Here is a 20,718-nt window from a genome sequence, read left to right as displayed (position 1 = left end):
AAAATCCCCCCATGTATACAGGAAGAGTTCACAATCACGTGATCTCATCTATTCCTGACTATCATGAGGGGATTTTTGGCTAAAAAGCAGGCTCTGCTTGATGGAGCACATACTTCATTCGATTATTTATTGAAAGTAATCTTCTCCGAACCGTTCTCAAGAATGATCGAAGTGTCCCGCGGCTTTGTTTCCGCGATTTTGCGGCCGGCTCTGAACGAATAAAGTACTCCGGCCTGTTTACGAATAGTCTCATACTCGTTCTCTGCTTCAAGAACGATGAAGTTGGCAGGTTTACCTACTTCAATGCCATAGATATCCTCGATATTCAACGTTCTTGCGCTATTTTTCGTAATAAGATCGATTGAATTTACGATTTGATCGTATCCGAGCAACTGAGAAGCATGAATACCCATGTGCAGCACCGAAAGCATATTGCCTGTGCCAAGCGGATACCATGGATCAAAAATGTCATCGTGACCGAAACATACATTAAGTCCCGCTTCCAGCAGTTCTTTGACGCGAGTTAACCCTCTTCTTTTCGGATAAGTGTCAAAGCGTCCTTGCAGATGGATGTTAACCAGAGGATTGGAGACGAAATTTAGGTCAGCCATCTTCAGTAATCTAAACAATTTGTACGTATATGCATCATTGTATGACCCCATCGCCGTCGTGTGGCTTGCTGTCGTACGGGAGCCAAGCCCGCGTTCGTAAGCTTCTTTGGCTACAACTTCCAAGAAACGGGATTGCTCGTCATCGATTTCGTCGCAATGGATATCGATCAGACGGTCGTATTTTTCAGCGAGGTCAAACGCAACCTTCATCGAATCAACGCCATATTCTCTTGTGAATTCGAAGTGTGGAATACCACCCACCACGTCAACACCCATTTTCAGCGACTCTTCTAGTAATTCCACGCCGTTCGGGAAGGAGTGAATACCTTCCTGTGGAAAAGCGACAAGCTGGATGTCAATGAACGGTGCCATTTCTTCTTTCACTTCAAGCATCGCTTTTACAGCGGTCAAGCTTGGATCAGTAACGTCTACATGTGTTCGTACATGCTGGATACCCTGCGCGATCTGCCACTTCAATGCAGTTTTGGAACGCGTTTTGACGTCTTCATGCGTCAGGAAGGCCTTGCGTTCTGACCAACGCTGGATGCCTTCAAACAGTGTTCCGCTCAAATTCCATTCCGGCTCACCTGCTGTTAGCGTTGTATCCAAGTGAATATGAGGTTCAATGAACGGCGGCAGCACAAGTGAGCCGTTAACATCAATTACTTCCTCATTCGCAGTTAGTTCCATTGACTGCGTGATAAGCTCAAACTTCCCATCTTTCACAACAATATTCCATAAACCTTCTTTACCCCGCAATTTTGCGTTCTGTATAATCATTTTCATTCCCCTTTTCTTTGGATTCTTTCTTAGCAACGATCAGCATTATCACGGTGTATACAACCGCTGTTCCAATCAGTGCATTAAGTGGTGTTATTCCTGGAGCCAGCTGGGCGAAGGCCACGCCGATAACCCAAGCCACCATCGCGATCCAGTTTACATTTTTGAAAGTCATGTCAGCAAATGGTTTATAGTTTCTGCGCTTCACAATAAAATAGTCTGCGATGATGATCGCCCCGATGGACGGTATCGCCGCGCCCAGCACATTCAGGAAACCAACGAAATTGTTGTACATCCACATGGCAAATACGGTACCCACGATGCCGTTAACGATAACGAAGAACTTTTTCGAAATTTTAGTGATATTGGCAAAGCCCAGCCCGGAAGCGTAAAGTGCGTTATCGTTAGTTGTCCAGATGTTCAGCCCCAGTACGATGATCGCAGGAATGAGCAATCCTTGCAAGAACATGACCTCCGAGATATCTGCCAAATTATAAGCCATTGCGCCGACTGCACCGAAGAGAAACATAAGTGAGTTCCCTAAAAAGAACGAAATGACCGTTGCAGTAACCGCCTGCCGGGATGTTCTGGCAAACCGGGCAAAATCGGGCGTCAACGTTCCGCCGCTAATGAATGACCCGATACAAATGGTCAATGCTGCTGCTGCGGTGAGCGACTCTGTTGGTGAGTAATCGAGCAACCCTTGCAGACCACCCAGCGTGTTTACTCCTTCGAACACAGAGTAACCACCGAGAACAGCAATGGCCGGAACTGCTATATAACCCAGAATGACGAGCGACTTCATGCCGAAGATGGCTGATGCCGTCATTGCGAGACCAAACACGAAGATTAAAAGGTACACATTCCAGTCCATCGCTCTGGCGACAGGTACCGCGAACATGGCTACACCGACACCGAACCATCCGACCTGTGTGAAGCCAAGCAGGAAAGAAGGAAGGTACGAGCCTTTTTCACCGAACGCATATTTTGCAAGCAAATGCGTGGAAAGACCTGTTTTGGCAGCGATATGCGCTAGTGCTCCTGTATAGATGCCGAGTGCCAGATTACCGGCAAGCACGATTCCAATGAACTCCATGAATGTCAAGCTGACCCCTAACGTTCCCCCTGCCAACATGCTTGCGGAAAAGAAAGTGAATGCTAACATGACGGAGAACGTCTTTCCAAAATGATTTCTCTGCGTTTTCGGCACCGCTTGCCACGAAAACTCTTGATCTTGTTTACTCATCAGAATACCCCCAGTATAAAGTGTCCTGATACCAAAAAAGCAGAAACAAAAGAGGCTACTCGTCAGATCAAACTGACAAGTAGCCTCTTTTGTTCATCATAATCCGCGCTAAGACACAGAGCATCCCTTGACGGAATATGCCCTGCTTCTCACGTGATTATAAAAATCCGCTGTCCTTGTCAGCCTCTCTGGACTGAATTAAAGGTACCAGTATTCAATTACATTCTATTATTTTAGAAAAACCTATAGATGTCAATGTCATTAATATCCATTGATATAAATCCTCTTTTGAATGCTGCGCTTAGAATTTTTATGTGGATGATGTCGACCAAGGCACTTGCTCATAGTACAAAGCCTTATGTGGTACCGGACAACCTCACTCTCGGAGTTCCTCCACTTCCTATCAGGAACGGCCTGATCCACAGTCCAAACGGAGCGGTTATTTAATTTATTCAGGAGGTAAATTCCGTTTTCACGCAGGTGCCTTCGGCTTCTTCTCTATCATGTGAATTACACTGAAAATATTACAAAAAAAAAACGAAACAGATAAAAGCTCCGTTTCGCTCAGATGTGCCATAATTATTAATTATTTAGTAGTGCCAAGTAATAAATTCACAATCGTATCCAGCTGAAGCTCTAATGAAAAAGGGTCCTCCATTACGAATTCATCATGATAGTTATCACCATACAAATAAACTTTGCCATTTTTCACTGCAGGGATGCCTTTCCATATGTTACTTTCCATTGCTTTATTTGTTGCATCCGCATCGCCATTATAAACAAAAACATAATCCCCTAAGTATTCTGGGAGCACTTCAAGTGAAATCGATTCAAACCCCTCCGCCATATTTTTTGCACTTTCTGTTGGAGGCAGCAGCAGCATATTGTATATAGTGGAAGAACCATAGTTTCCTCCCTTTGCCGCTAAGACGTATACCGCTTTTTCTGAAAATGAAACAACCGAAACGGTTTCCCCTTCCTTGATAATACCGGCGAGTTTCGACTTTGCTTCAGCTACTTTCTGTTCGTATTCCGTAATCCATTCTTCTGCTTCTTTTTCTTTTCCGAATATCTTGCTTACACCCCTGAATTTATCAAGCGGCCCTGCGGTTGTTAACCCCTCCCAATAAGGCAGAAAAACAGTCGTTCCAATCTTCTCATATTGTTCTATGTTCTCATCGATTGAACCGATAATTAAGTCCGGATCTAGCATCGTTAATTTTTCCAGGTTTAAAGGAAAATCCCCTAAATCTTCAATTTTCTCGATCGTTTCTTTCGGAATGTCCGCCTTTTCCATCCAGCCTTCATCCAGCATAAATGTTCTTGCACCGATTGGAACAATTCCTAATTTCAATAAATGCCCCATATATTGGTCAGCCGCTACTCTTTTCGGCTCTGCAGGTACTTCCACATCTCCCTTTGGCGTTGATACTATTCGAGTCTTCGAACTTTCTTCTAATACTGTTTGATTAACGGTTCCATTCCCAGTACTCTGTTCCTTCGCAGCTGTGCCCGTCCCGCTTGAGCAAGCACCTAATAATAGAGAACCGCAAAGCAGCAAAGCTGCCGTCGTCTGAGATGGTGTCATTTTAAACATATGTAATTCCCCTTTTTCCGTATTATGATAATGATTATCATTATTAATATACTGTTGAAGGATGTGTTCAAAAATAGAGGATGTGGGGAAGTTTGATGGACTTTCAGCAACTTTATGTGCCTGTAACTCTCTTGTTCTAAAATGTGCAGGGGATACACCTTTTCTTTTCTTAAAAATTCGGCTGAAATAATAAACGTCTTTATAACCAACGCTTCCTGCAATTTCCCCGACAGAAGCCTCTGTTGTCATTAAAAGCTCTGTTGCACGTTCAAGCCTAAAACGAATTAAGTAATCAATCGGACTCATACCTGTGTACTCTTTAAACAAGGATGACAAATGATAAGCACTGAAATTAAATACTTCCGCAAGAGAATCTAATGTGATTGGCTCCGCATAGTATTCCTGGATATAGGTGATTACTTGGACTGCAACACTTGTTTGTTTCACCTCAGTCTCTTTTCTATGCAATTCTTTTAAAACCTGATCAATGAATTGATAAAACAGTGATTTAACATTGAGTCTCTCTTCTTGCCTGTTCCATTTTTGATGCATCATTTGAATTTTGTTATAAAGTAAAATGGGTGCATCAGGGGAAAAACAATACTGTATTTGGAAGGGATCCTCTTCATGAATCCATGCACGGTAGTAAATGATATAGTAAACAAATTTCTTGCTTGTCGGAACAATATTGAGGGTCGCCCCTTTCCCGCTATGGAGGATTTGAAATCCTGTAAAAGAAAATTCGACCTGATCTAACTGAACTTGAGCGCTCCCATGTACCGAAAGTAAAAATATACTGGCAGGAATCTTATATTTTTGAAGAATTTCGCCTTGAATCATTTCAATTTGGCGTACATCCAATAACTTGACGGTCGCTTGATCCCAAAGAAATATTTGATTGTTGATGTGCATAATGACTACCCCTCCGTTATCTGTCTAATGATCATCATAAATGATAACCATTATCAATAACAGTTGTCTAAAGATAATAAAGGTCTAGACTGAAGAAAACTGCTAAAATGTAGTTAATGTATAATGTAGATATCCCTCATGAACAAAGGAGAACTGAAAATGAGAAAACTCGTTCTATTTCTTCACGCATCGCTTGACGGTTTTGTAGAAGGGCCGAATGGTGAAATGGACATTGGCTGGGTTTCCTACGATGCTGATTTGGAGAATCATGCGAAAGAAATTCTGAGTACTGCCGACACTGTCCTTTGGGGACGTGGGACTTATCAGATGATGCATAGCTACTGGCCATCTGTGCCTTCGAACCCATCAGCTTCGCAGCATGAACGGAATCATGCCGAGTGGATCGAAAAGACAGCCAAAATCGTTTTTTCCACGAAGCTGGAGGAAGTCGAATGGAATAATTCCAGACTCGTGAAAGAAGATGTCGAGAAAGAGATCAATAACCTCAAACAGCAGCCAGGCAAGGATATGGTCATCCTCGGCAGTCCTAGGTTCGCACACCACCTCATGCAGCTTGATTTAATTGATGAGTATAAAATTACGGTTTCTCCCGTTCTGATCGGTAAGGGATTGCCGTTATTCCAAGGTCTCAAGGAGAAGATCAATCTTAAGCTAATCGAAAACAAGACCTTTGATTCTGGAGCCATAGGCCTCGTTTACCAGACGGTAAGATGATCTTGTCACTTAAGGTGATTATGCTAACGGGGAACGTTATTGGAACGACAACAGCTGCAGTCTACTACTTTATTTTCACCAAACAACAGGTCAAGATATTTAGCTAAATAACAAAAATCCGATCACCCTACAGGGAGCGATCGGATTTTTGTATAATAAATTATTGTTCAGCCGCCAATTGCAGAAAATGATCTGCAGCCAAACGGACAGCCAGGATACTTGCACTGTTTAGTGAATTATCAAAGATAAGAACATGATTGTTTTTTACTGCTTCCAGTGAGTTCCACGCTTTTGAAGTTTCCTTCTCCTTGATGGCCGCCTTTGCGATATCCATATCATGCTGGATAATAATATAATCGGGATTCATGCTGTATAGACCCTCCAGAGAAAGCGCCCCGCCTTCCTCGGGATATCCCTTTGGTGGCAACAACCCAAAGCCCACTGTTTGATTGTAGTACATCGTGTTTTTAGAGCCTTGAGCATTAAAATTGGCTTTTCCATCGACCCGTAGCAAGGCAAAGGTCTTATTTTCAAGACTATTTAACTGTTTTTTCGTATTGGCTATCATTTCTTGTGTTTCCTTAATGGCTTGTTCCGCTAACGTCTCTTTTCCAACAATCTGAGCACACAGCATCGTCGTTTTTTCCCAGGTATCGGTGTAGTCAATTAAGATGACAGGTGCAATCTTATTCAACTCATCATAATTGCTATCAACAGAACCCTTGAAGGTTACAATCACATCAGGCTTTGCATCCATGATCATTTCCAGATTCGCATTGCTATTGCCCAAATCAATAATCTCAGCAGTTCCGGCATAAGGCTGTAAAGTAGCGAAATCTTTCATTGCTTCAGCTGCGTTAGTTGATGCGATTGGAGGCGTATCTAGAGCAAAAAAGTAGTCCAAATACAAAGGATGAAGAACCGCTATCCGCTCAGGTCGTGTCTTGAGCACCACTCCATTGTCGCTGGCATCTGCAATTGTTCTTGGCCATCCCGCTTCCTCGATCTTGCCGACTTCAGGTGCAGATGTGACTGAAGTTTCGGAACATCCAGCCAGTAATCCTGCTATTAAAATTAAGGATGCAATCCATCCAAATAGTCTATTCATTTGGCTCCCCCTTGAGTTGTTATCATTACTATCTGTATAAATGCTTCATTAAATCACGGTTTTTCTGTATGAACAGGTCATTGTGCGAAGACACCATCCCGGTCGAATTTGCCTCCGGCGTGATGTATTGTTTGGCCTGGTTTACTGCATTGGCAGAATCCTGGAACGCTCCCGCTATCAGGTGCAGCTTTCCTTCATGATGCAGAACATCACCTGCCGCATAAATGCCCGGCACGGATGTCCCGCTCATTGCTGATCCTGAAATCCGATGTTCCCACAGATCAATTTTAATTTCACTGTTCACCAGTAGTTCCTTGTCGCGTTCATAACCGTGATTAATGATGACCTCATCAACGGACAGCTCAAATGCTTCTCCGTTGTCATTGCTTTTTAGCAGCACTGTCCCTATTCTTTCGTGATCCGGTGTGGCAATCAATTTTTCGATTGAAGTATTTAACAAGCACACTACGCCATTGTTCGCCAAGCGTGAAATATCGGCTTCATGCCCCTTTAAGTTCTCTTTCCGGTACGTTAAATACACCTTCTTGGCAATCGGGGCCAGTTCGTTCGCCCAGTCAACAGCAGAATGTCCGCCACCCGATATTAGAATAGTCTTCTCTTTGAAGCGGGCAAGTGACTTCACCGTATAATGCAAATTTGTGATTTCAAATCTTTCGGCACCCTCGATTTCAAGCTTGATCGGCTTCAGAATGCCTCCTCCAATGGCCAATATTACAGTTCTAGTGAAATGCTTCCGGTTTGCGGCCGTGTGCAATATAAAGTAACCTGCTTCATCTTTCGAGATGGATGTGACCTTTTCATTAAAAGCAACCTCCGGCTGGAACGTCATCCCTTGCGCAACCATTTGTTCAATAAGCTGCGAGCCAAGAATAGGTTGTAAGCCTCCCACATCCCATATCATCTTTTCCGGATAGACATGCACTTTGCCGCCAAGTACAGGCTGAAATTCAATGATTTTGGTCTTCATTTCGCGGAGTCCACTATAAAATGCAGCAAATAATCCGGCCGGACCGCCGCCAATAATCGTAACATCAAACATTTCCTCTTCATGCATCGTTCAATCGCCTCAACTCTCTTTTTTTATATCCCTAGATGCTCACGAAAAGTGCACCCCGTATATTCACTTCGGAACAAGCCTCTCTCAACCAGCTTCGGTACCAGCTTCTCAAAAAACAGTTCCAAAGATTGTTCTGAACCGCCCGGCAAGGCGATGAAGCCATCCATAGCCCCCGCTTCAAACCGCTCAATAATATCGTTCAGTACATCCTCGACTGTCCCGACAGATACCCAATGAGCAGATCCGACAACCTCCGGCCTGTCCAGGATCTCTTTCACTGTAGGCTGGTTTTTGATAATATACCGCCGCAATAGTTCGGCATGTGTCCGACTGCGGACGGCCTGATTTGGATCGGATAACATATCGGTAGTTACGCGCCTATCTATGGAATAATCGGTTAAATCAAGACCTAACACCGATTTAAGCGAGGCATGTCTGCGCTCAAGACTTAAATTCGCATGTGCGGTCTTATGTAATTCAAGCGCTTCTTCGCGCGTATCAGCCAGGAAAAAATATAAGCCCGGCAAAACTCTGATGGCATCCGGATCACGTCCCTGCTCTGCCGCTCTTTTTCTCAGATCATTTCTTAGCTCCACTCCTGATTCGATATCCGGCATTGCTGCAAAAATAGCATCTGCAACGGAAGAAGCGAAATTCCGTCCAATATCCGAAGCGCCGGCTTGAAATAGTGGAGGCGTTCCTGACCTGTGAGCAGGCAAAGTAAGTGGTCCTTTTACACTGAAAAATTCACCGGAATGATTTATAGCAGTTACTTTATCCTTATCCGAGAACATACCCGACTGACGATCGATAACAATCGCTTCATTCGGAAAACTCTCCCACAGCTTGCATACAACATCCGTGAACTCTTTTGCCTTGGCATATCTCTCTTCCGGTGAAGGCATAGGTGAATCGCTGAAATTATCGGCGCCTTCAATAGAAGTGACAATATTCCAGCCGGCACGTCCATTGCTCAGCCAGTGTAAAGACTGAAGCTGTCTTGCTACAACATAAGGCGGATTAAAAGTGGTAGAAATCGTCGTCACTAGTCCGATCCGCTCGGTTTCACGGGCTATCGCTGCAAAAAACAATGCAGGGTCCGGACTGCCGAAATTAGAGGAATCCCCTAACATCTGCGGGCTAACATACAGATAATCTGCCCTGAAAAGAAAATCGAGCTTAGAATTCTCCGCCATTTTTGCCAAATCAATATAATATTTGATAGACCTCATCTTTTCGACTCCGCTATCCGGGTGCCGCCAGCCGTCTCCTTTCATCCAGGTTGCATTTAAGGACAACCCAATACATAATTGTCTGTTTCCTGTCATATCTACCAGCCTTTCATTTATAAATCAATTTACTGATAATGATTCTCAGTTACAAGGGTGAGTTTATCAAAAATTTAAATAAATTCAAATGTACAAATCTCAAATTCTACATGCATCATTATTTAAGCTAAATAAAAAAGTCTGCACTTCTGGTTCATCACCAGTAGCTGCAGACTTAATTCAAGTATAAGAAACTCGATATGTATATTATCTATTTATCTATAGGCAGAGGGAGAAACACCGAATTTCTTTTTAAATAATCGGCTGAAATACAGCGGATTGTCATAACCGACACGGTCCGCAATCTCGTGGATAGGAAAATTGCCTGCTTTGAGTAAGTCACAAGCTCGTTCCATACGATAATTAACGACATAGTCGATTGGGCGCAGCCCCGTGTATTTGTGAAAGAAGTAAGAGAAGCGGTTCGTACTCATTGCATGCCGTTCCGCTAACTCACCGAGTGTTAGTGAATTCATATAATGGAGTTTAATGTATGCGAGGGCTTCGTCTACCATCCTTTGATTCGGTGAACTGTCGTTCTCTCTGTAACTGCAAGCAATCAGAACCTGATGCATTAGGCTTAAGAACAGCTCTTTGATACGCAGCTTTCCAATTTCTCCGGATGGATGGGTATTCTGATGAAGCATGATTAGTAATTCAATAATTTTTAGATTGGCTCCTGGCTCCAGCTTGAAATGAGAGTCAAATTCGGTAGTACAATTCATTTCTTCTGGCATATCCAATTTATAAAAAAGGGAGTAATACTCAAGCTCTGATTGTCCTATAACCTGCGAATCCATTTGCATGCCTGGAGCCGCATGAAAAACTGACCCTGGCCGTAATTCATATACCGTTCCATTCACACGTATTCTGGCTCCCCCGCGAATGATAAACAGAAATCCATGCTTAACGGTGGTAAATTCACTTAATAAACTTTTGGGCTGGATGACTAATCTGCTTCTATCTTCTATATCATAGACACCTTTAGTAAATGCCTTTGCTAATTTGTCCAAATTTATCAATGTTCTGCACCTGCTTCCTAGCACCATGCTTCTTTTAAAATCAGATCCAATTCTGATATTTATTTAAAATAGTATAGAGAATAGTGTGAAAAATTGCTAGAAGAGTAGTAGATATTCTACTGTACATTGCACTCCAGAAGATGCTTAGGAGATTTTGGTTGAAAATATGCCGTTTTCATTACAATCAATTTGAAGAAGTTCATCCTGTAAGATCCAAACATCAGTGTTTTCAACAAAGAAATGAAATCCGCCAATGGATTGAACCCATGCTGGATCGACCGGTGTAGCACTTGCATTTATTCCAACAGTGAAAGCATCTGAGCCTCCACCGGCATATTTTGCATAAATTCTTACATATTGGCCCTCTTCCAAATCCCATTCATTCTTAAATGAATCCAATGCTTTTTCGGATACTGCAAATGATATCACTCCTCTTCTCTCCTTCCTGCAGTTTAATCGCATTTTTTTACTTCACCACGATAATTGGCCATTCTGAAACTAGCTCCGCATCCACATGAAGCTTTTGCATTAGGGTTATTCATAGTGAATCCGCCTACCATTCCACTCTCTTCATAGTCAATTTCAAGCCCGTCAATATATGGAATACTATTCGGGTGAACCAATATACTAAAATCCTTTTTATTTAATACAATGTCCTCTTCTGCCTGCTGTTCATCTACGACTAGGGTGTAGGATAATCCACTGCATCCCCCTTCATCAACACCGACTCTAAGAAATGGATTTCGGATATTCGCACTTAATAAGATTTCGGCGATTTTTTCTGATGCCTTATCACTGACCTCGATGATCATTTTGAACTCCTCCTTCGTTTATTTGTTTTTCAAACCTAAAGATTGGATACCCGTTCCTATCTTGGTATACGTATTGCCTGATGTTGCGGCAGCGATCAGCCCAATGATAATCAAAAGAAGTGCGATAGTGTACGGTACTGCAGGTCCTCTTCTATCTATGATTCGACCGACGACCAGAGTCCCGATAATCTCCGCAAGCAGATACGTACTTAATATCCAGCCAAACATGCTAAGGCCGTTCAAATCTACAGCACTTGAAGGGGCAATGGTGGTTACACAGGCCTTCGAATCCAATGGCCATCACTGACATAATAATACCTATGGATAGTACAAAATAACGTGGGCTGAAAATGCTTTGATGATTAGAAGGCATGAAATGTGACCTCCAAGAAAATTGGTATGTATACATCGTATCCGGACACTTAGTAAACATTTTTGTTTATAATGTCTAAGCTACAGTTCAGCTTTGACTTTGTCAACATTTTTGTTTAAAATGTAGTCTGTGATGTAGATTTAGTTGCTTCAAAAGGAGGTGCACCTTGAGCCGAAATCATACTAAAAAGGATGTCTCAACCAAGACCCGAAGAGCGATCATTGATCTGTTAAAGCAACAAGGGGGAATGGATGTTATGGCACTCTCCTCCCAGTTTTCGCTATCTGGAATGGCTATTCGTCAACATTTGAATGATCTGAAAGAAGAAGGGCTGGTTACTAATAAAGAAGAGTCCCGTCCCATGGGGCGACCCACCAAGCTATGGATCTTAACACCCGCGGCCGATCGATTTTTTCCAAGCGGATATTCGGATTTATCCATCAGTTTGATCAATTCCATGAAAGAAGCTTTCGGAAATGAGGGGCTGGACAAGCTGCTGGCTGTTCGAAATAAGAATATGCAAGAACAATATCTTCAGCATCTTGGTGATACAGCAGACGTTAGAGTGAAGCTGGAGAAACTGGCCGAGATTCGAACAAATGAAGGTTATATGGCCGAGGTTAAGGAGCAGGATGATGGCAGTCTTTTATTCATTGAGAAACATTGCCCGATCTGTGAAGCTGCTGCTGTATGTACCGGGTTATGCAAGAATGAGTTACATCTATTTAAAACTGTTCTAGGAAATAATGTTCATATTGAACGGGGGGAGTACATTTTAGCGGGAGGAAGAAACTGTGTATATACGGTTAGGCAAAATAAGCTGTTGTTTTAGCGACTTTTAAAGGGACTATGTTCTTGTCCCTCGATCTTAAAACCAGCGTTGCGACGGATGAAAGAACCAGCCGCCTATGAGATTTATGGGAAGTATCTCATTTTTTCAGATTATCGAATACACTAGTCCATTCCCAATACCTTGAAAATCTACAAGCTCACAGCCTATCTCCCCCCATACACATAGTTAGTAAGAACAACCCTTCTGCCACCATCGCACTATTACATACAAAGGTAACTTCTCACGCTTCTTAAAAAGTAAAAAGGAGATGCCTAATTCAGCTAACAAAATGGTAATGTTCACTATCGAGATCTTGAAGTATACCATACCCCAATGTCCCAGGAATAAGGTGTATAATCAGCAATCACGACCCTCAGATACAAACCCCAAAATCAGCCTCTTCCTTACCGGAAGAAAGCTGATTTACTGGCAATCTCTAAAGATAAGGGTTCCTTGTTAACCCTGCTGCCGGTATGCGTTCTTCTGCTGCTGCCCCGCTGTTGCCTTCTTTCTTCTGCAGTACAATCGTGAATTCACCTATGCCCGGAACGTAGATACGTGCTACAGAATGCTCTTTGTCCATGCTCGACAACAGAATCATGATTTCTTCTGCCGATGTTATTTCCATCGTATAATTCACCCCCTGCGGTAAGATGAAGAACAGAATTTAGAGTGTACTAAATTCTTTGTCCTTGCCTCCTACGGATTGACACCGACTGAGAACGGATGTGCACCTACAGGAATAACACTAATCACAACCTGGGTAACCCCATCAATGACCGATACCGTGTTATCATCCTGATTGGTGATATAGATGCGGTTAGTCAATGGATTAACTCCTGCACCATTTGGGTTATTCCCGACCGGAATGGTAGTAATCACCGTATTCGTTAATCCGCCAATCACCGACACATTGTCGTCATCCCGGTTTGGCACATAGATGGCATTGGTTGATATGTTCACTCCCAATTCAGCCGGAGTCGTTCCTACAGGCAAGTTAGTTATCACGGTATTGGTGGCTCCATCAATGACTGAAACGGTGTTACTGGTGAAGTTCGAGACATAAATCCGGTTCGTTAAGGGATCAACACCGACCCGGAACGGGTTAACCTGAACGGGAATCTGTGTAATAACCATATTCGTAGCCCCGTCAATGACGGTAACAATATCCGAGTTGAAATCAGCTACATAAATAGTATTGGTTAAGGAATTCACACCGATCCCCGTTGGAAAAGGAGAACCGCCGGCGGGAATAATGGTAGTCACGACAGTGTTGGTTAATCCGTCAATGACAGTAACAGTATTATCATTAAAGTTGGCAACATAGATAGCATTGGTAGAGGTATTGACCGCGACTGCACCTGCTCCATCCCCGGCAGGAACGGTGGCCAGCACCGTATTGGTCGCTCCGTCGATAACGGATACGTTGTCGCTGTTCAAATTAGCAACATAAATACGATTGGTTAACGGGTTTATGGCTACTCCCGCAGGATTCACGCCTACAGGGATGACTACTATCACCGCACCTGTTACTCCGTTGATCACAGAAACATCATTGCTATTGAAATTGGAAACATAAATGCGGTTAACGGAGCCTGTGGCTCCCCTATTTTCAGCTCCCAGCAGCTCGGATGAGACAAGACGGTGGGCGGTAACCAGCTCCCCGGCTGAGTTTTTGCCCCACACGGAGATTTCCGTTTGCAATTCAGCGAGACCTTCCGTTGTAAAGACAAACTCAAAGGCATCCAGATTGGCAAAGTAATTTCTTGTGATCACCTCGTCTGGAGAAGCCGTAATAAGCTCGCTTACATACAAAGTCCTTGTGAGGGTTAAATTGTACCCTTGGATCAGAATAGCGGACTGATTCAGCGCATCCCGGTTATCGATCTTGACCGTCACCTGCTCAGTAGGCCTGACACCGCTCACAGCACTATTATCAATAGGTCCTGATGATAAAATTGCCATTCTAACGAATCCTCCCTTAATTCCCATAATTAAAGATTTAAAAAACTAGCAGTCTCTCTTTAACGTATGTAAGAACAGTAGTTGGGATTGGACTATACTATAGCTGGAATTTAATGATGGCTGGACTGCCCTTTTATCCAGGAAAGGTTTGTGCTTATGCCTCCTATAGGAGCAAATCCGAATATTAAGCAAGTCAGATTCATCAAAAATACGCTCACCCGCCCATATTACTCGAGTCTGATTGTCCTATAATCTGCGAATCCATCTGCATGCCTGGAGCATCATGATGTTCGAACGGGTTTATCAGAAAAATAAATCGAAAGAACAAGGAAACTTTTTACAGCGCACGGTTTTCAGCAAAATTGATCTGTTCACCCATGGAAGAAAACTACCAGAGGATTAAAAAGATGGATCATTTATTTACAGATGGTCTCACCCTATACACAAATGTATTTATACAGAAAATGATATGCTAGTTTAAAAATTGTTATTTCGATGAATCTTGGTGTTCAGTATCTCTTGACGAAAGTACGTTAACATTATCGGATCCATTTGTCATTGAGCAAATGATTGAGCAATCTGATGATAACTTATGCAGTTGCGGGACGATAAAAGCGATTTTCCAAAAAAAGCAAAGATGCTTCCTGTAACTTCTGTAATTAAAGCAAGAAAACTCTAGCATCCGATACCTTTTCAAACAACACCTTACAACGTAATAATTATAAAATAAGCCGATCCAGAAAAGGATCGACTTATTTAAAATCTTTTTTAAGGTCAATCTTGTCTGTTCTCAACAGATTTCATGCGGTTTTGATCGTCAGGCACTCGATCATTACTGAATTCCTGGCCTGCTTCTACTTCACCATGACCGGAAGCACTTCGGGCAAAATTTGTGAACTGCCTTTTCTGCTCATCTAGCTTGTGTTTACTCTTAAGAAGCTCCTGCGGATCCTGATTTGTCATAATGTTATCCTCCCAAAATGGAATCATGCAGTTTATTCGCACTACAGAAGTTTTCCATAATAGAGCGGAGCTTATGCAAGAATTTCAAATACTTTATTCAAAACAAGGTATTCTAAAACAATGATCCCAACGCAAAGAATAATAAAAAACTGAAGTCTTGCCGTATTCATTCTATCCTTCCAATACTCTCCTCGGAATAATGAAACGATGTTAGGTGTAAAAGTATGTCTAATCGTTTCGTTATAATCATCATTATCCACAAAGAACACGCGAAACAATACTTTATATACTGGAATATTTAAGAACAGTAGAAAAATGATCATCACAAGATCGAGACTCAATTTACTCGCCTCCCAAGATTCACTTATCCTAATTTTACCACATAAATAACTCTAGACATTGTAGGTCGATGACATTTTTATAATTGCTCTATTCAAAAAAGCCCTTCCTTATATAGGAAGGGCACTCATCGCTAATCTCCTTTGTCTACCATACTTCCATCATTTTAGCAGTCAAGTTTGCAGAAGATTGCTTATCTCGTTCAAGTTTTCAGAGAAACCAACGAACACCTTGTCTTGAATGACAATGGTCGGTACGATCTGCTTGCCTGTCAGCTCCAGCACTTCCTTCGCATAATTGAAATCTTCTTCGCAGTTGAATTCGATGTAGGGAATTTGATGCTCATTAAAGTAGCGCTTGGCAAATCGGCAATCGCTGCAAGTTGGAATCGTGTAAATTTTGATCGGTGTTTTCGAATCGATTTTCAGCATAAATGTTCGCTCCTTTACGCGTTAATTTGTTTTCACTGCTCGATTTAATTCGGTCCACAACATGCTAAACTTTTCTTTCCCTTTCGCCTGCTCCTTGTATAAATCGATCGCGTGGATACGACAGAAACAAATCATACCTATCTTGGTAAGCAGATTCGGCGTAAAGCGACGTCCCCCGACTTGAATAGCAGATGATACCGCCAGTATCGTCTTTTATCCCATGATCATTCGCCTTACCTCACATCAACTACGAATGGTACGGTGAACACTTCCCCGTTATGCTGAAATTGTCCCCATAATTTATACGTCCCGCTTTGCGGAAAAGAAGTCGCGAATTTCGCATCCGGTCCCGTAGCTTTCTCATCGATTGGATGAACATGAAGATATTGATTCGCATCTTTTGATAGAATCACAACATGGCCGACCGCTCCTAAATAAGGCTCCAGGTTATCAATCCCCTTCTTCGTCTTCGCATCGCGAATGTTGAAGGTCAATGTCACTTCTTCGTTTGGTTTCGTACCACTTAAGGCCAGTTCAATTTCCTTGCCACCCACTTCTTTCACCAGTTTCCCTTCGGGCGTAATCGCGGCATGTTTACTTTCCTTGCCTTCCACCTTCACCCACTCGCTAAGCGTGGAATTGGCACCGCCAGTAGGAATAAAGTCCGCAAACACCTTGTACTCACCTCCAGCCGGGAACGAAGTGTTCACTGTAAATGTGCCGTCTCCCTTAAACTCGGGATGAATGTGGTTAAAGAATGACAAATCGTGATTGACGATGATGAGATGAAGCAATTTCTCGTGATTGATATCATACTTATTGATCGTTTTCCCGTCCTTATCCGTAATTTGAATAGTCAATTCCGTTTCTTCGTTTGCTTTTGCGGCGCCTGTGGGGAAGGTAAACGATACGTTAAGATCCTCCAATACAGGCTTCGCAGCTGCGCTATGATTGCCGTGGCTGCCTCTGTGATCCATGTCTCCCGCCTCCTCTTTCTCATTTCCTGTATGCTTCTCGGCGTTCTCTTGCCCGCTGCTTGCTGCATGCCCGGCATGGTTATTTCCGTTTGCTGGCTTCTTGTCCTCCGCTTTGCCGCATGCAGCCAATACGCTAAAAGCGACCACCGCAGCAGCGATGAGGAGTATCTTCTTCTTCATGGTTATAGCAACTCCGTTTCAATCTAAATTCGAAGATGCAGAGCGCATCTTGACACGCTGCAGCCGCAAAGCCTCCCCTTACCCTATAATAATGATGGCATAAAAGCCGTATCATTACTGAAAGCGGTCCGACCTTTATTTCATCAGTTTATTGATCGTCTTCATGAATTCCGTTAATACTTCCGTATCCCCTACTTGAATCCGTTCGATGACACAACTTTTCATATGATATTCAAGTACTAGCTTCCCGACATCATTCAATGTTGCTTGCACCGAAGAGATCTGATTCAACATATCGTCACAGTAAATATCTTTCTCAATCATGCCTTTAATGCCACGGACCTGTCCTTCGATTCGATTCAATCGGTTGAGCAGATCGCTATTGGCTTGATCGGAATGATGGCTCTTGTGCTTATCCTCTCCAGGTGAGCAAAAGCCCGGATCTTGCTGTATCACTTGTTCAAAGAGTATCGATTCTTTGCTCATCGGAATCCCCCATTCTTTTAAAATACTCCACACCCCTATATACATAAAATATAAGTTTGTTAATTGGATGGAGTCCTGTCAACTCCGTTGATCAGGCACTGGTGCTCGATTCATTGGTTACATAGCTACCTTGTCACTTGCTTCACCCTGCTTAGGTGAACGGATAAATAGAAACGCTAGCACAGCACCTGCAAGAGCGACGATACCGGACCACATAAAAGCTTGTTGAAAGCCTTCGTTTAGCACGGAGACCGGGTCAATACCGGTTTGGGAAGCAGTTGTTGAACCCGCAATCGCAACCATGATGGCCAAACTGATAGCTGACCCAATCTGGTAGCTCGTATTGGCGAGACCCGATGCAAGCCCTGCTTCTTCGGGTTTAGCCCCCGACATGGCAGACATCGTAGCCGGAATATAGGCAAGTGACATGCCAAGTGCACCAAGCAAGGAAGCTGGAAGCACGTTAACGATAAAGTTCCCATCAACCGGCGTATTGCTAGCGAACAGAAGCATCGAACCCCCGAGTGCAATCAATCCAATGACCAAGTTTGCTTTTATTCCGAATTTTCCGATTAATTTACCGGTAATCAAAATCATGAAGATAGTAATTAGGACCGTCATCGGCAGTAAGCCGACTCCGCCGGCGAAAGCAGAAAACTTTAGCACCTGCTGCATATAGAGATTGAGGAAATACCACAGCGGAATCCAACTCCCAGCCAGCATAATGAGCGCGATATTGCCTGCAGCCAGATTGGGTGTTTTAAAAATCTTCAGTGGAACAAGCGGTTCTTTTTTAGTTGCCTGAATGATCAGGAACAGGATAAATAACACGATTCCTGAAATAAGCGTCCACAACGTGGATGGCGCTCCCCATCCATTGTGTTCTGCAGTAACAATGCCATATACCACCAAAACCAAAGCCGCTGTGACGAAGATGGAGCCAATGACGTCAATGCTGCCTTTTCTTCGCATTCCCTTGGCTAAAAGTCCAGGCGACAGGAGTAATGCAATAATGCCAACGGGTACATTGATGAGGAAGGTCCATTGCCAGCTGAGCCACTCGGTAATGACCCCGCCAAGAAACACGCCGGCTGAACCGCCAGCAGCAGCTGATGCGCCCCAGAAGCCTAATGCTTTCCCTAGTTCTTTGGGGTTGCCACCGAAGAGCATCATAACAATCGTTAACGCGGATGGGGCTATTAACGCGGAACCAAATCCTTGTAGGGCGCGACCAACATTAAGCGCTTCCTCGTTCCAAGCGAGTCCTGCCAGCAAGGAAGCTAACGTTAGAATGGAAAATCCCCACATGAATATGCGGCGCTGACCAAATAGATCGGACAATCGACCACCAAGTAACAATAATCCGCCAAAGAAAATGACATACGCATTAAACACCCACTGTAAACTTGCCTGCGTATAGCCGAGCGCTTCTTTGATGGCTGGCAGTGCAACGCCGATAATGGATGTGTCCATGATCACCATAAAATTGGCAAGACATAGTAAGGCCAACGCCATCCAGCGTTTGGGATCGGCTTGCGGTAAAGTCTGTGCTTGATTATTCATAACTTTCTTTCTCCTCCTTTGGTAACCAATAATTAAAATTTTTAATACCAACGTAGCAATACTATACCCCCCTACCCTATAAAGTCAAGAGTGGATTTTCGTATTCTCCTCAGTACCAGAAGAATTTCAAAACTGAACTAGGAAAATATTCATTACAAGGCTGTTTATTGGCACCCAGAAGACGATTCATGGTTTTGCCTTCAACCATAAGAAAATTGAAATCAACTTTCCTTATCCACGTCATTACGATTTAGGCGTTTTATTGTCTCTATCCCTCTACCTCATTAAGAGAAAGACTGGAATAAATCTCTCTTCCTCTTATTTTTCACAGAAGCGATTAACTATAATTATCATATAAAAATATGAGAGATGCTTTATGAGTAATGAGGAATGAGGAATCGCCAGGGGTAGCTTGTTGTTTAGAACGCCATATAAAAAAGCTGCCTCTGAGGGCAGCCTTTTTCTTAATATATCGTTATTTGCGAACGTAGGAATGAACTTCTCAAGCCTTCTTGTATCGGTAATCTAGTGCCTTTTTGGAAAAAAAGGCGTATCCCAAACTGGGACACCCCTCTTTAAGCTTAGCTTAACGTTTCACCCTTCGAGCAAAATCCACGAACTGAAATTTATCCAGTCGATGCCTGGACTCGGTATATTGGAAAAGCACCGTGTTCTCCAAATAAACATAGTTTCGTACTACTACAATATGCGTGTAACTCTTCAAATCAAGCAGTCTATGATCCTCCTCGGTAGAAGGCTCAACGGATATCAGCTTCTTCGCATAACTGATTTTAAGCCCCAACTCCTGCTCAAGATATTCATAGAGTGAGCCTTCCGCGATTTCCTCGCTTAGGAATGGAACAATATCCGCTCGGAAATAATCCTTATCCAAAATGATCCGATCACCTTCAATCTCTCTGGCACGAATAACTTTCCAAACCAGGGTTTCAGGCGGAATCTGTAGATGTCTGGCGAGCGCGGAGCCTGCCGGCTCACTTATTGTCCGCTCTACCAGTGTCCGTGAGGCAGTACCCAGTGTATCAGCCATCTCTTTAAATGAAATCAGACCGGTAACGGGGAAATCCATTCTCGTCATATCAAGCACAAAGGAGCCTCTGCCCTTAATTTTGTGAATGTATCCTTCACGGAACAGCAGGTTCAGCGCTTTGCGAACGGTCTCTCGTGAAGTGCTGTAAGCTTCAGCAAGTTCACTTTCAGAGGGCAGCTTGGTTCCCGGTACTAGTTGTCCAGAAAGAATTTGGTTGCTGTACTCATTATAAATTTGCAAATATTTATTTTCTCTCAATTTTGATCACCGCCCTTTATTGTATCACGTCATGCCTTTGGAAGCATCGATTCAATTGGAGGGGAATTTATAGC

The 20,718-nt window shown here is 43.1% G+C and carries 21 protein-coding genes; 2 read left to right on the top strand and 19 right to left on the bottom strand.

From position 1 onward, the window contains the following. Positions 1-122: 122 nt before the first annotated feature. The 3 genes from PAENI_RS14045 to PAENI_RS14035 form a co-directional block, all read right to left on the bottom strand. Complete coding sequence (locus tag PAENI_RS14045) at positions 123-1,391, bottom strand: cytosine deaminase (RefSeq protein ID WP_149645704.1); 1,269 nt, start codon at positions 1,389-1,391, stop codon at positions 123-125. Then, a complete protein-coding gene (gene codB / locus PAENI_RS14040) occupies positions 1,360-2,637 on the bottom strand; it encodes a cytosine permease (protein ID WP_149645703.1) in 1,278 nt (425 codons plus the stop codon). The genes PAENI_RS14045 and codB overlap by 32 nt, the downstream gene beginning before the upstream one ends. Positions 2,638-3,223: 586 nt before the next feature. Further along, on the bottom strand, positions 3,224-5,146 hold the full coding sequence (locus PAENI_RS14035) for an AraC family transcriptional regulator (RefSeq protein WP_149645702.1): 1,923 nt from the start codon (positions 5,144-5,146) through the stop codon (positions 3,224-3,226). A 159-nt stretch (positions 5,147-5,305) separates the two neighbouring features. Here PAENI_RS14035 and PAENI_RS14030 point away from each other — a divergent pair, with 159 nt between their 5' ends. Further along, positions 5,306-5,881 (top strand): dihydrofolate reductase family protein, encoded by a 576-nt coding sequence (locus PAENI_RS14030; protein WP_149645701.1) that lies wholly within the window; start codon positions 5,306-5,308, stop codon positions 5,879-5,881. A gap of 160 nt (positions 5,882-6,041) precedes the next feature. Here PAENI_RS14030 and PAENI_RS14025 read toward each other — a convergent pair whose 3' ends face one another. From PAENI_RS14025 to PAENI_RS13995, 7 genes are all read right to left on the bottom strand, one after another. Further along, positions 6,042-6,989, bottom strand: a complete 948-nt coding sequence (locus PAENI_RS14025) for an ABC transporter substrate-binding protein (protein WP_149645700.1) — start codon at positions 6,987-6,989, stop codon at positions 6,042-6,044. A 28-nt stretch (positions 6,990-7,017) separates the two neighbouring features. Then, entirely contained in the window at positions 7,018-8,064 is a 1,047-nt protein-coding gene (locus tag PAENI_RS14020; protein WP_149645699.1) for an NAD(P)/FAD-dependent oxidoreductase, read from the bottom strand. A 26-nt stretch (positions 8,065-8,090) separates the two neighbouring features. Beyond that, on the bottom strand, positions 8,091-9,395 hold the full coding sequence (locus PAENI_RS14015) for an NtaA/DmoA family FMN-dependent monooxygenase (protein ID WP_149645698.1): 1,305 nt from the start codon (positions 9,393-9,395) through the stop codon (positions 8,091-8,093). A 215-nt stretch (positions 9,396-9,610) separates the two neighbouring features. Next, positions 9,611-10,408 (bottom strand): helix-turn-helix domain-containing protein, encoded by a 798-nt coding sequence (locus tag PAENI_RS14010; RefSeq protein ID WP_262495605.1) that lies wholly within the window; start codon positions 10,406-10,408, stop codon positions 9,611-9,613. Positions 10,409-10,561: 153 nt separating this feature from the next. Then, the gene (locus PAENI_RS14005; protein WP_149645697.1) at positions 10,562-10,846 is read right to left on the bottom strand and encodes a HesB/YadR/YfhF family protein; all 285 of its coding nucleotides are present in this window, start codon (positions 10,844-10,846) and stop codon (positions 10,562-10,564) included. 23 nt (positions 10,847-10,869) lie between these two features. After that, positions 10,870-11,229 carry a HesB/IscA family protein gene (locus PAENI_RS14000; protein WP_410477467.1) on the bottom strand — a complete coding sequence of 120 codons (360 nt, stop codon included), beginning with the start codon at positions 11,227-11,229 and terminating at the stop codon, positions 10,870-10,872. Positions 11,230-11,247: 18 nt separating this feature from the next. Further along, a complete protein-coding gene (locus PAENI_RS13995; protein ID WP_262495604.1) occupies positions 11,248-11,523 on the bottom strand; it encodes an MFS transporter in 276 nt (91 codons plus the stop codon). Between the two features lie 245 nt (positions 11,524-11,768). On the opposite strand from PAENI_RS13995, the gene PAENI_RS13990 reads away from it, so the two are divergent. Further along, a complete protein-coding gene (locus PAENI_RS13990) occupies positions 11,769-12,434 on the top strand; it encodes a helix-turn-helix transcriptional regulator (RefSeq protein WP_076283730.1) in 666 nt (221 codons plus the stop codon). A 436-nt stretch (positions 12,435-12,870) separates the two neighbouring features. Here the strand turns inward: PAENI_RS13990 and PAENI_RS13985 are convergent, their stop codons facing one another. The 9 genes from PAENI_RS13985 to treR form a co-directional block, all read right to left on the bottom strand. Further along, the gene (locus PAENI_RS13985; protein WP_149645696.1) at positions 12,871-13,062 is read right to left on the bottom strand and encodes a hypothetical protein; all 192 of its coding nucleotides are present in this window, start codon (positions 13,060-13,062) and stop codon (positions 12,871-12,873) included. A 71-nt stretch (positions 13,063-13,133) separates the two neighbouring features. Continuing rightward, entirely contained in the window at positions 13,134-14,399 is a 1,266-nt protein-coding gene (locus PAENI_RS13980; RefSeq protein ID WP_149645695.1) for a beta-propeller fold lactonase family protein, read from the bottom strand. Positions 14,400-15,173: 774 nt separating this feature from the next. Further along, positions 15,174-15,362: a hypothetical protein gene (locus PAENI_RS13970; RefSeq protein ID WP_042188410.1), complete on the bottom strand. Its 189-nt coding sequence runs from the start codon at positions 15,360-15,362 to the stop codon at positions 15,174-15,176. A 71-nt stretch (positions 15,363-15,433) separates the two neighbouring features. Further along, the gene (locus tag PAENI_RS13965) at positions 15,434-15,703 is read right to left on the bottom strand and encodes a hypothetical protein (protein ID WP_149645694.1); all 270 of its coding nucleotides are present in this window, start codon (positions 15,701-15,703) and stop codon (positions 15,434-15,436) included. A 171-nt stretch (positions 15,704-15,874) separates the two neighbouring features. Continuing rightward, entirely contained in the window at positions 15,875-16,132 is a 258-nt protein-coding gene (locus tag PAENI_RS13960; RefSeq protein WP_149645693.1) for a glutaredoxin family protein, read from the bottom strand. 233 nt (positions 16,133-16,365) lie between these two features. After that, positions 16,366-17,289: a hypothetical protein gene (locus PAENI_RS13955; protein ID WP_149645692.1), complete on the bottom strand. Its 924-nt coding sequence runs from the start codon at positions 17,287-17,289 to the stop codon at positions 16,366-16,368. A 135-nt stretch (positions 17,290-17,424) separates the two neighbouring features. After that, positions 17,425-17,775 carry a metal-sensitive transcriptional regulator gene (locus tag PAENI_RS13950; protein ID WP_149645691.1) on the bottom strand — a complete coding sequence of 117 codons (351 nt, stop codon included), beginning with the start codon at positions 17,773-17,775 and terminating at the stop codon, positions 17,425-17,427. Positions 17,776-17,892: 117 nt separating this feature from the next. After that, positions 17,893-19,338 carry an MFS transporter gene (locus PAENI_RS13945; RefSeq protein ID WP_149645690.1) on the bottom strand — a complete coding sequence of 482 codons (1,446 nt, stop codon included), beginning with the start codon at positions 19,336-19,338 and terminating at the stop codon, positions 17,893-17,895. Positions 19,339-19,924: 586 nt separating this feature from the next. Beyond that, positions 19,925-20,644: a trehalose operon repressor gene (gene treR / locus PAENI_RS13940; protein ID WP_149645689.1), complete on the bottom strand. Its 720-nt coding sequence runs from the start codon at positions 20,642-20,644 to the stop codon at positions 19,925-19,927. Positions 20,645-20,718 lie beyond the last annotated feature (74 nt).

Origin of the sequence: Paenibacillus sp. B2(2019) (assembly GCF_008370385.1) — a bacterium.
In the GTDB taxonomy this organism is placed as follows: domain Bacteria; phylum Bacillota; class Bacilli; order Paenibacillales; family Paenibacillaceae; genus Paenibacillus_AQ.
This window is presented reverse-complemented; position numbering and strand designations above follow the sequence as displayed.

Bases quoted from the DNA above. Each gene is read 5' to 3' on its own strand.
- PAENI_RS14025 (WP_149645700.1), bottom strand. From the start codon at position 6,989: ATGAATAGACTATTTGGATGGATTGCATCCTTAATTTTAATAGCAGGA.
- PAENI_RS13985 (WP_149645696.1), bottom strand. From the start codon at position 13,062: ATGGAAATAACATCGGCAGAAGAAATCATGATTCTGTTGTCGAGCATG.
- PAENI_RS14015 (WP_149645698.1), bottom strand. From the start codon at position 9,395: ATGACAGGAAACAGACAATTATGTATTGGGTTGTCCTTAAATGCAACC.
- PAENI_RS13960 (WP_149645693.1), bottom strand. From the start codon at position 16,132: ATGCTGAAAATCGATTCGAAAACACCGATCAAAATTTACACGATTCCA.
- PAENI_RS14020 (WP_149645699.1), bottom strand. From the start codon at position 8,064: ATGCATGAAGAGGAAATGTTTGATGTTACGATTATTGGCGGCGGTCCG.
- PAENI_RS13955 (WP_149645692.1), bottom strand. From the start codon at position 17,289: ATGAAGAAGAAGATACTCCTCATCGCTGCTGCGGTGGTCGCTTTTAGC.
- PAENI_RS14035 (WP_149645702.1), bottom strand. From the start codon at position 5,146: ATGCACATCAACAATCAAATATTTCTTTGGGATCAAGCGACCGTCAAG.
- PAENI_RS13950 (WP_149645691.1), bottom strand. From the start codon at position 17,775: ATGAGCAAAGAATCGATACTCTTTGAACAAGTGATACAGCAAGATCCG.
- PAENI_RS13970 (WP_042188410.1), bottom strand. From the start codon at position 15,362: ATGACAAATCAGGATCCGCAGGAGCTTCTTAAGAGTAAACACAAGCTA.
- PAENI_RS14030 (WP_149645701.1), top strand. From the start codon at position 5,306: ATGAGAAAACTCGTTCTATTTCTTCACGCATCGCTTGACGGTTTTGTA.
- PAENI_RS14045 (WP_149645704.1), bottom strand. From the start codon at position 1,391: ATGATTATACAGAACGCAAAATTGCGGGGTAAAGAAGGTTTATGGAAT.
- PAENI_RS14000 (WP_410477467.1), bottom strand. From the start codon at position 11,229: ATGATCATCGAGGTCAGTGATAAGGCATCAGAAAAAATCGCCGAAATC.
- PAENI_RS13980 (WP_149645695.1), bottom strand. From the start codon at position 14,399: ATGGCAATTTTATCATCAGGACCTATTGATAATAGTGCTGTGAGCGGT.
- codB (WP_149645703.1), bottom strand. From the start codon at position 2,637: ATGAGTAAACAAGATCAAGAGTTTTCGTGGCAAGCGGTGCCGAAAACG.
- PAENI_RS13945 (WP_149645690.1), bottom strand. From the start codon at position 19,338: ATGAATAATCAAGCACAGACTTTACCGCAAGCCGATCCCAAACGCTGG.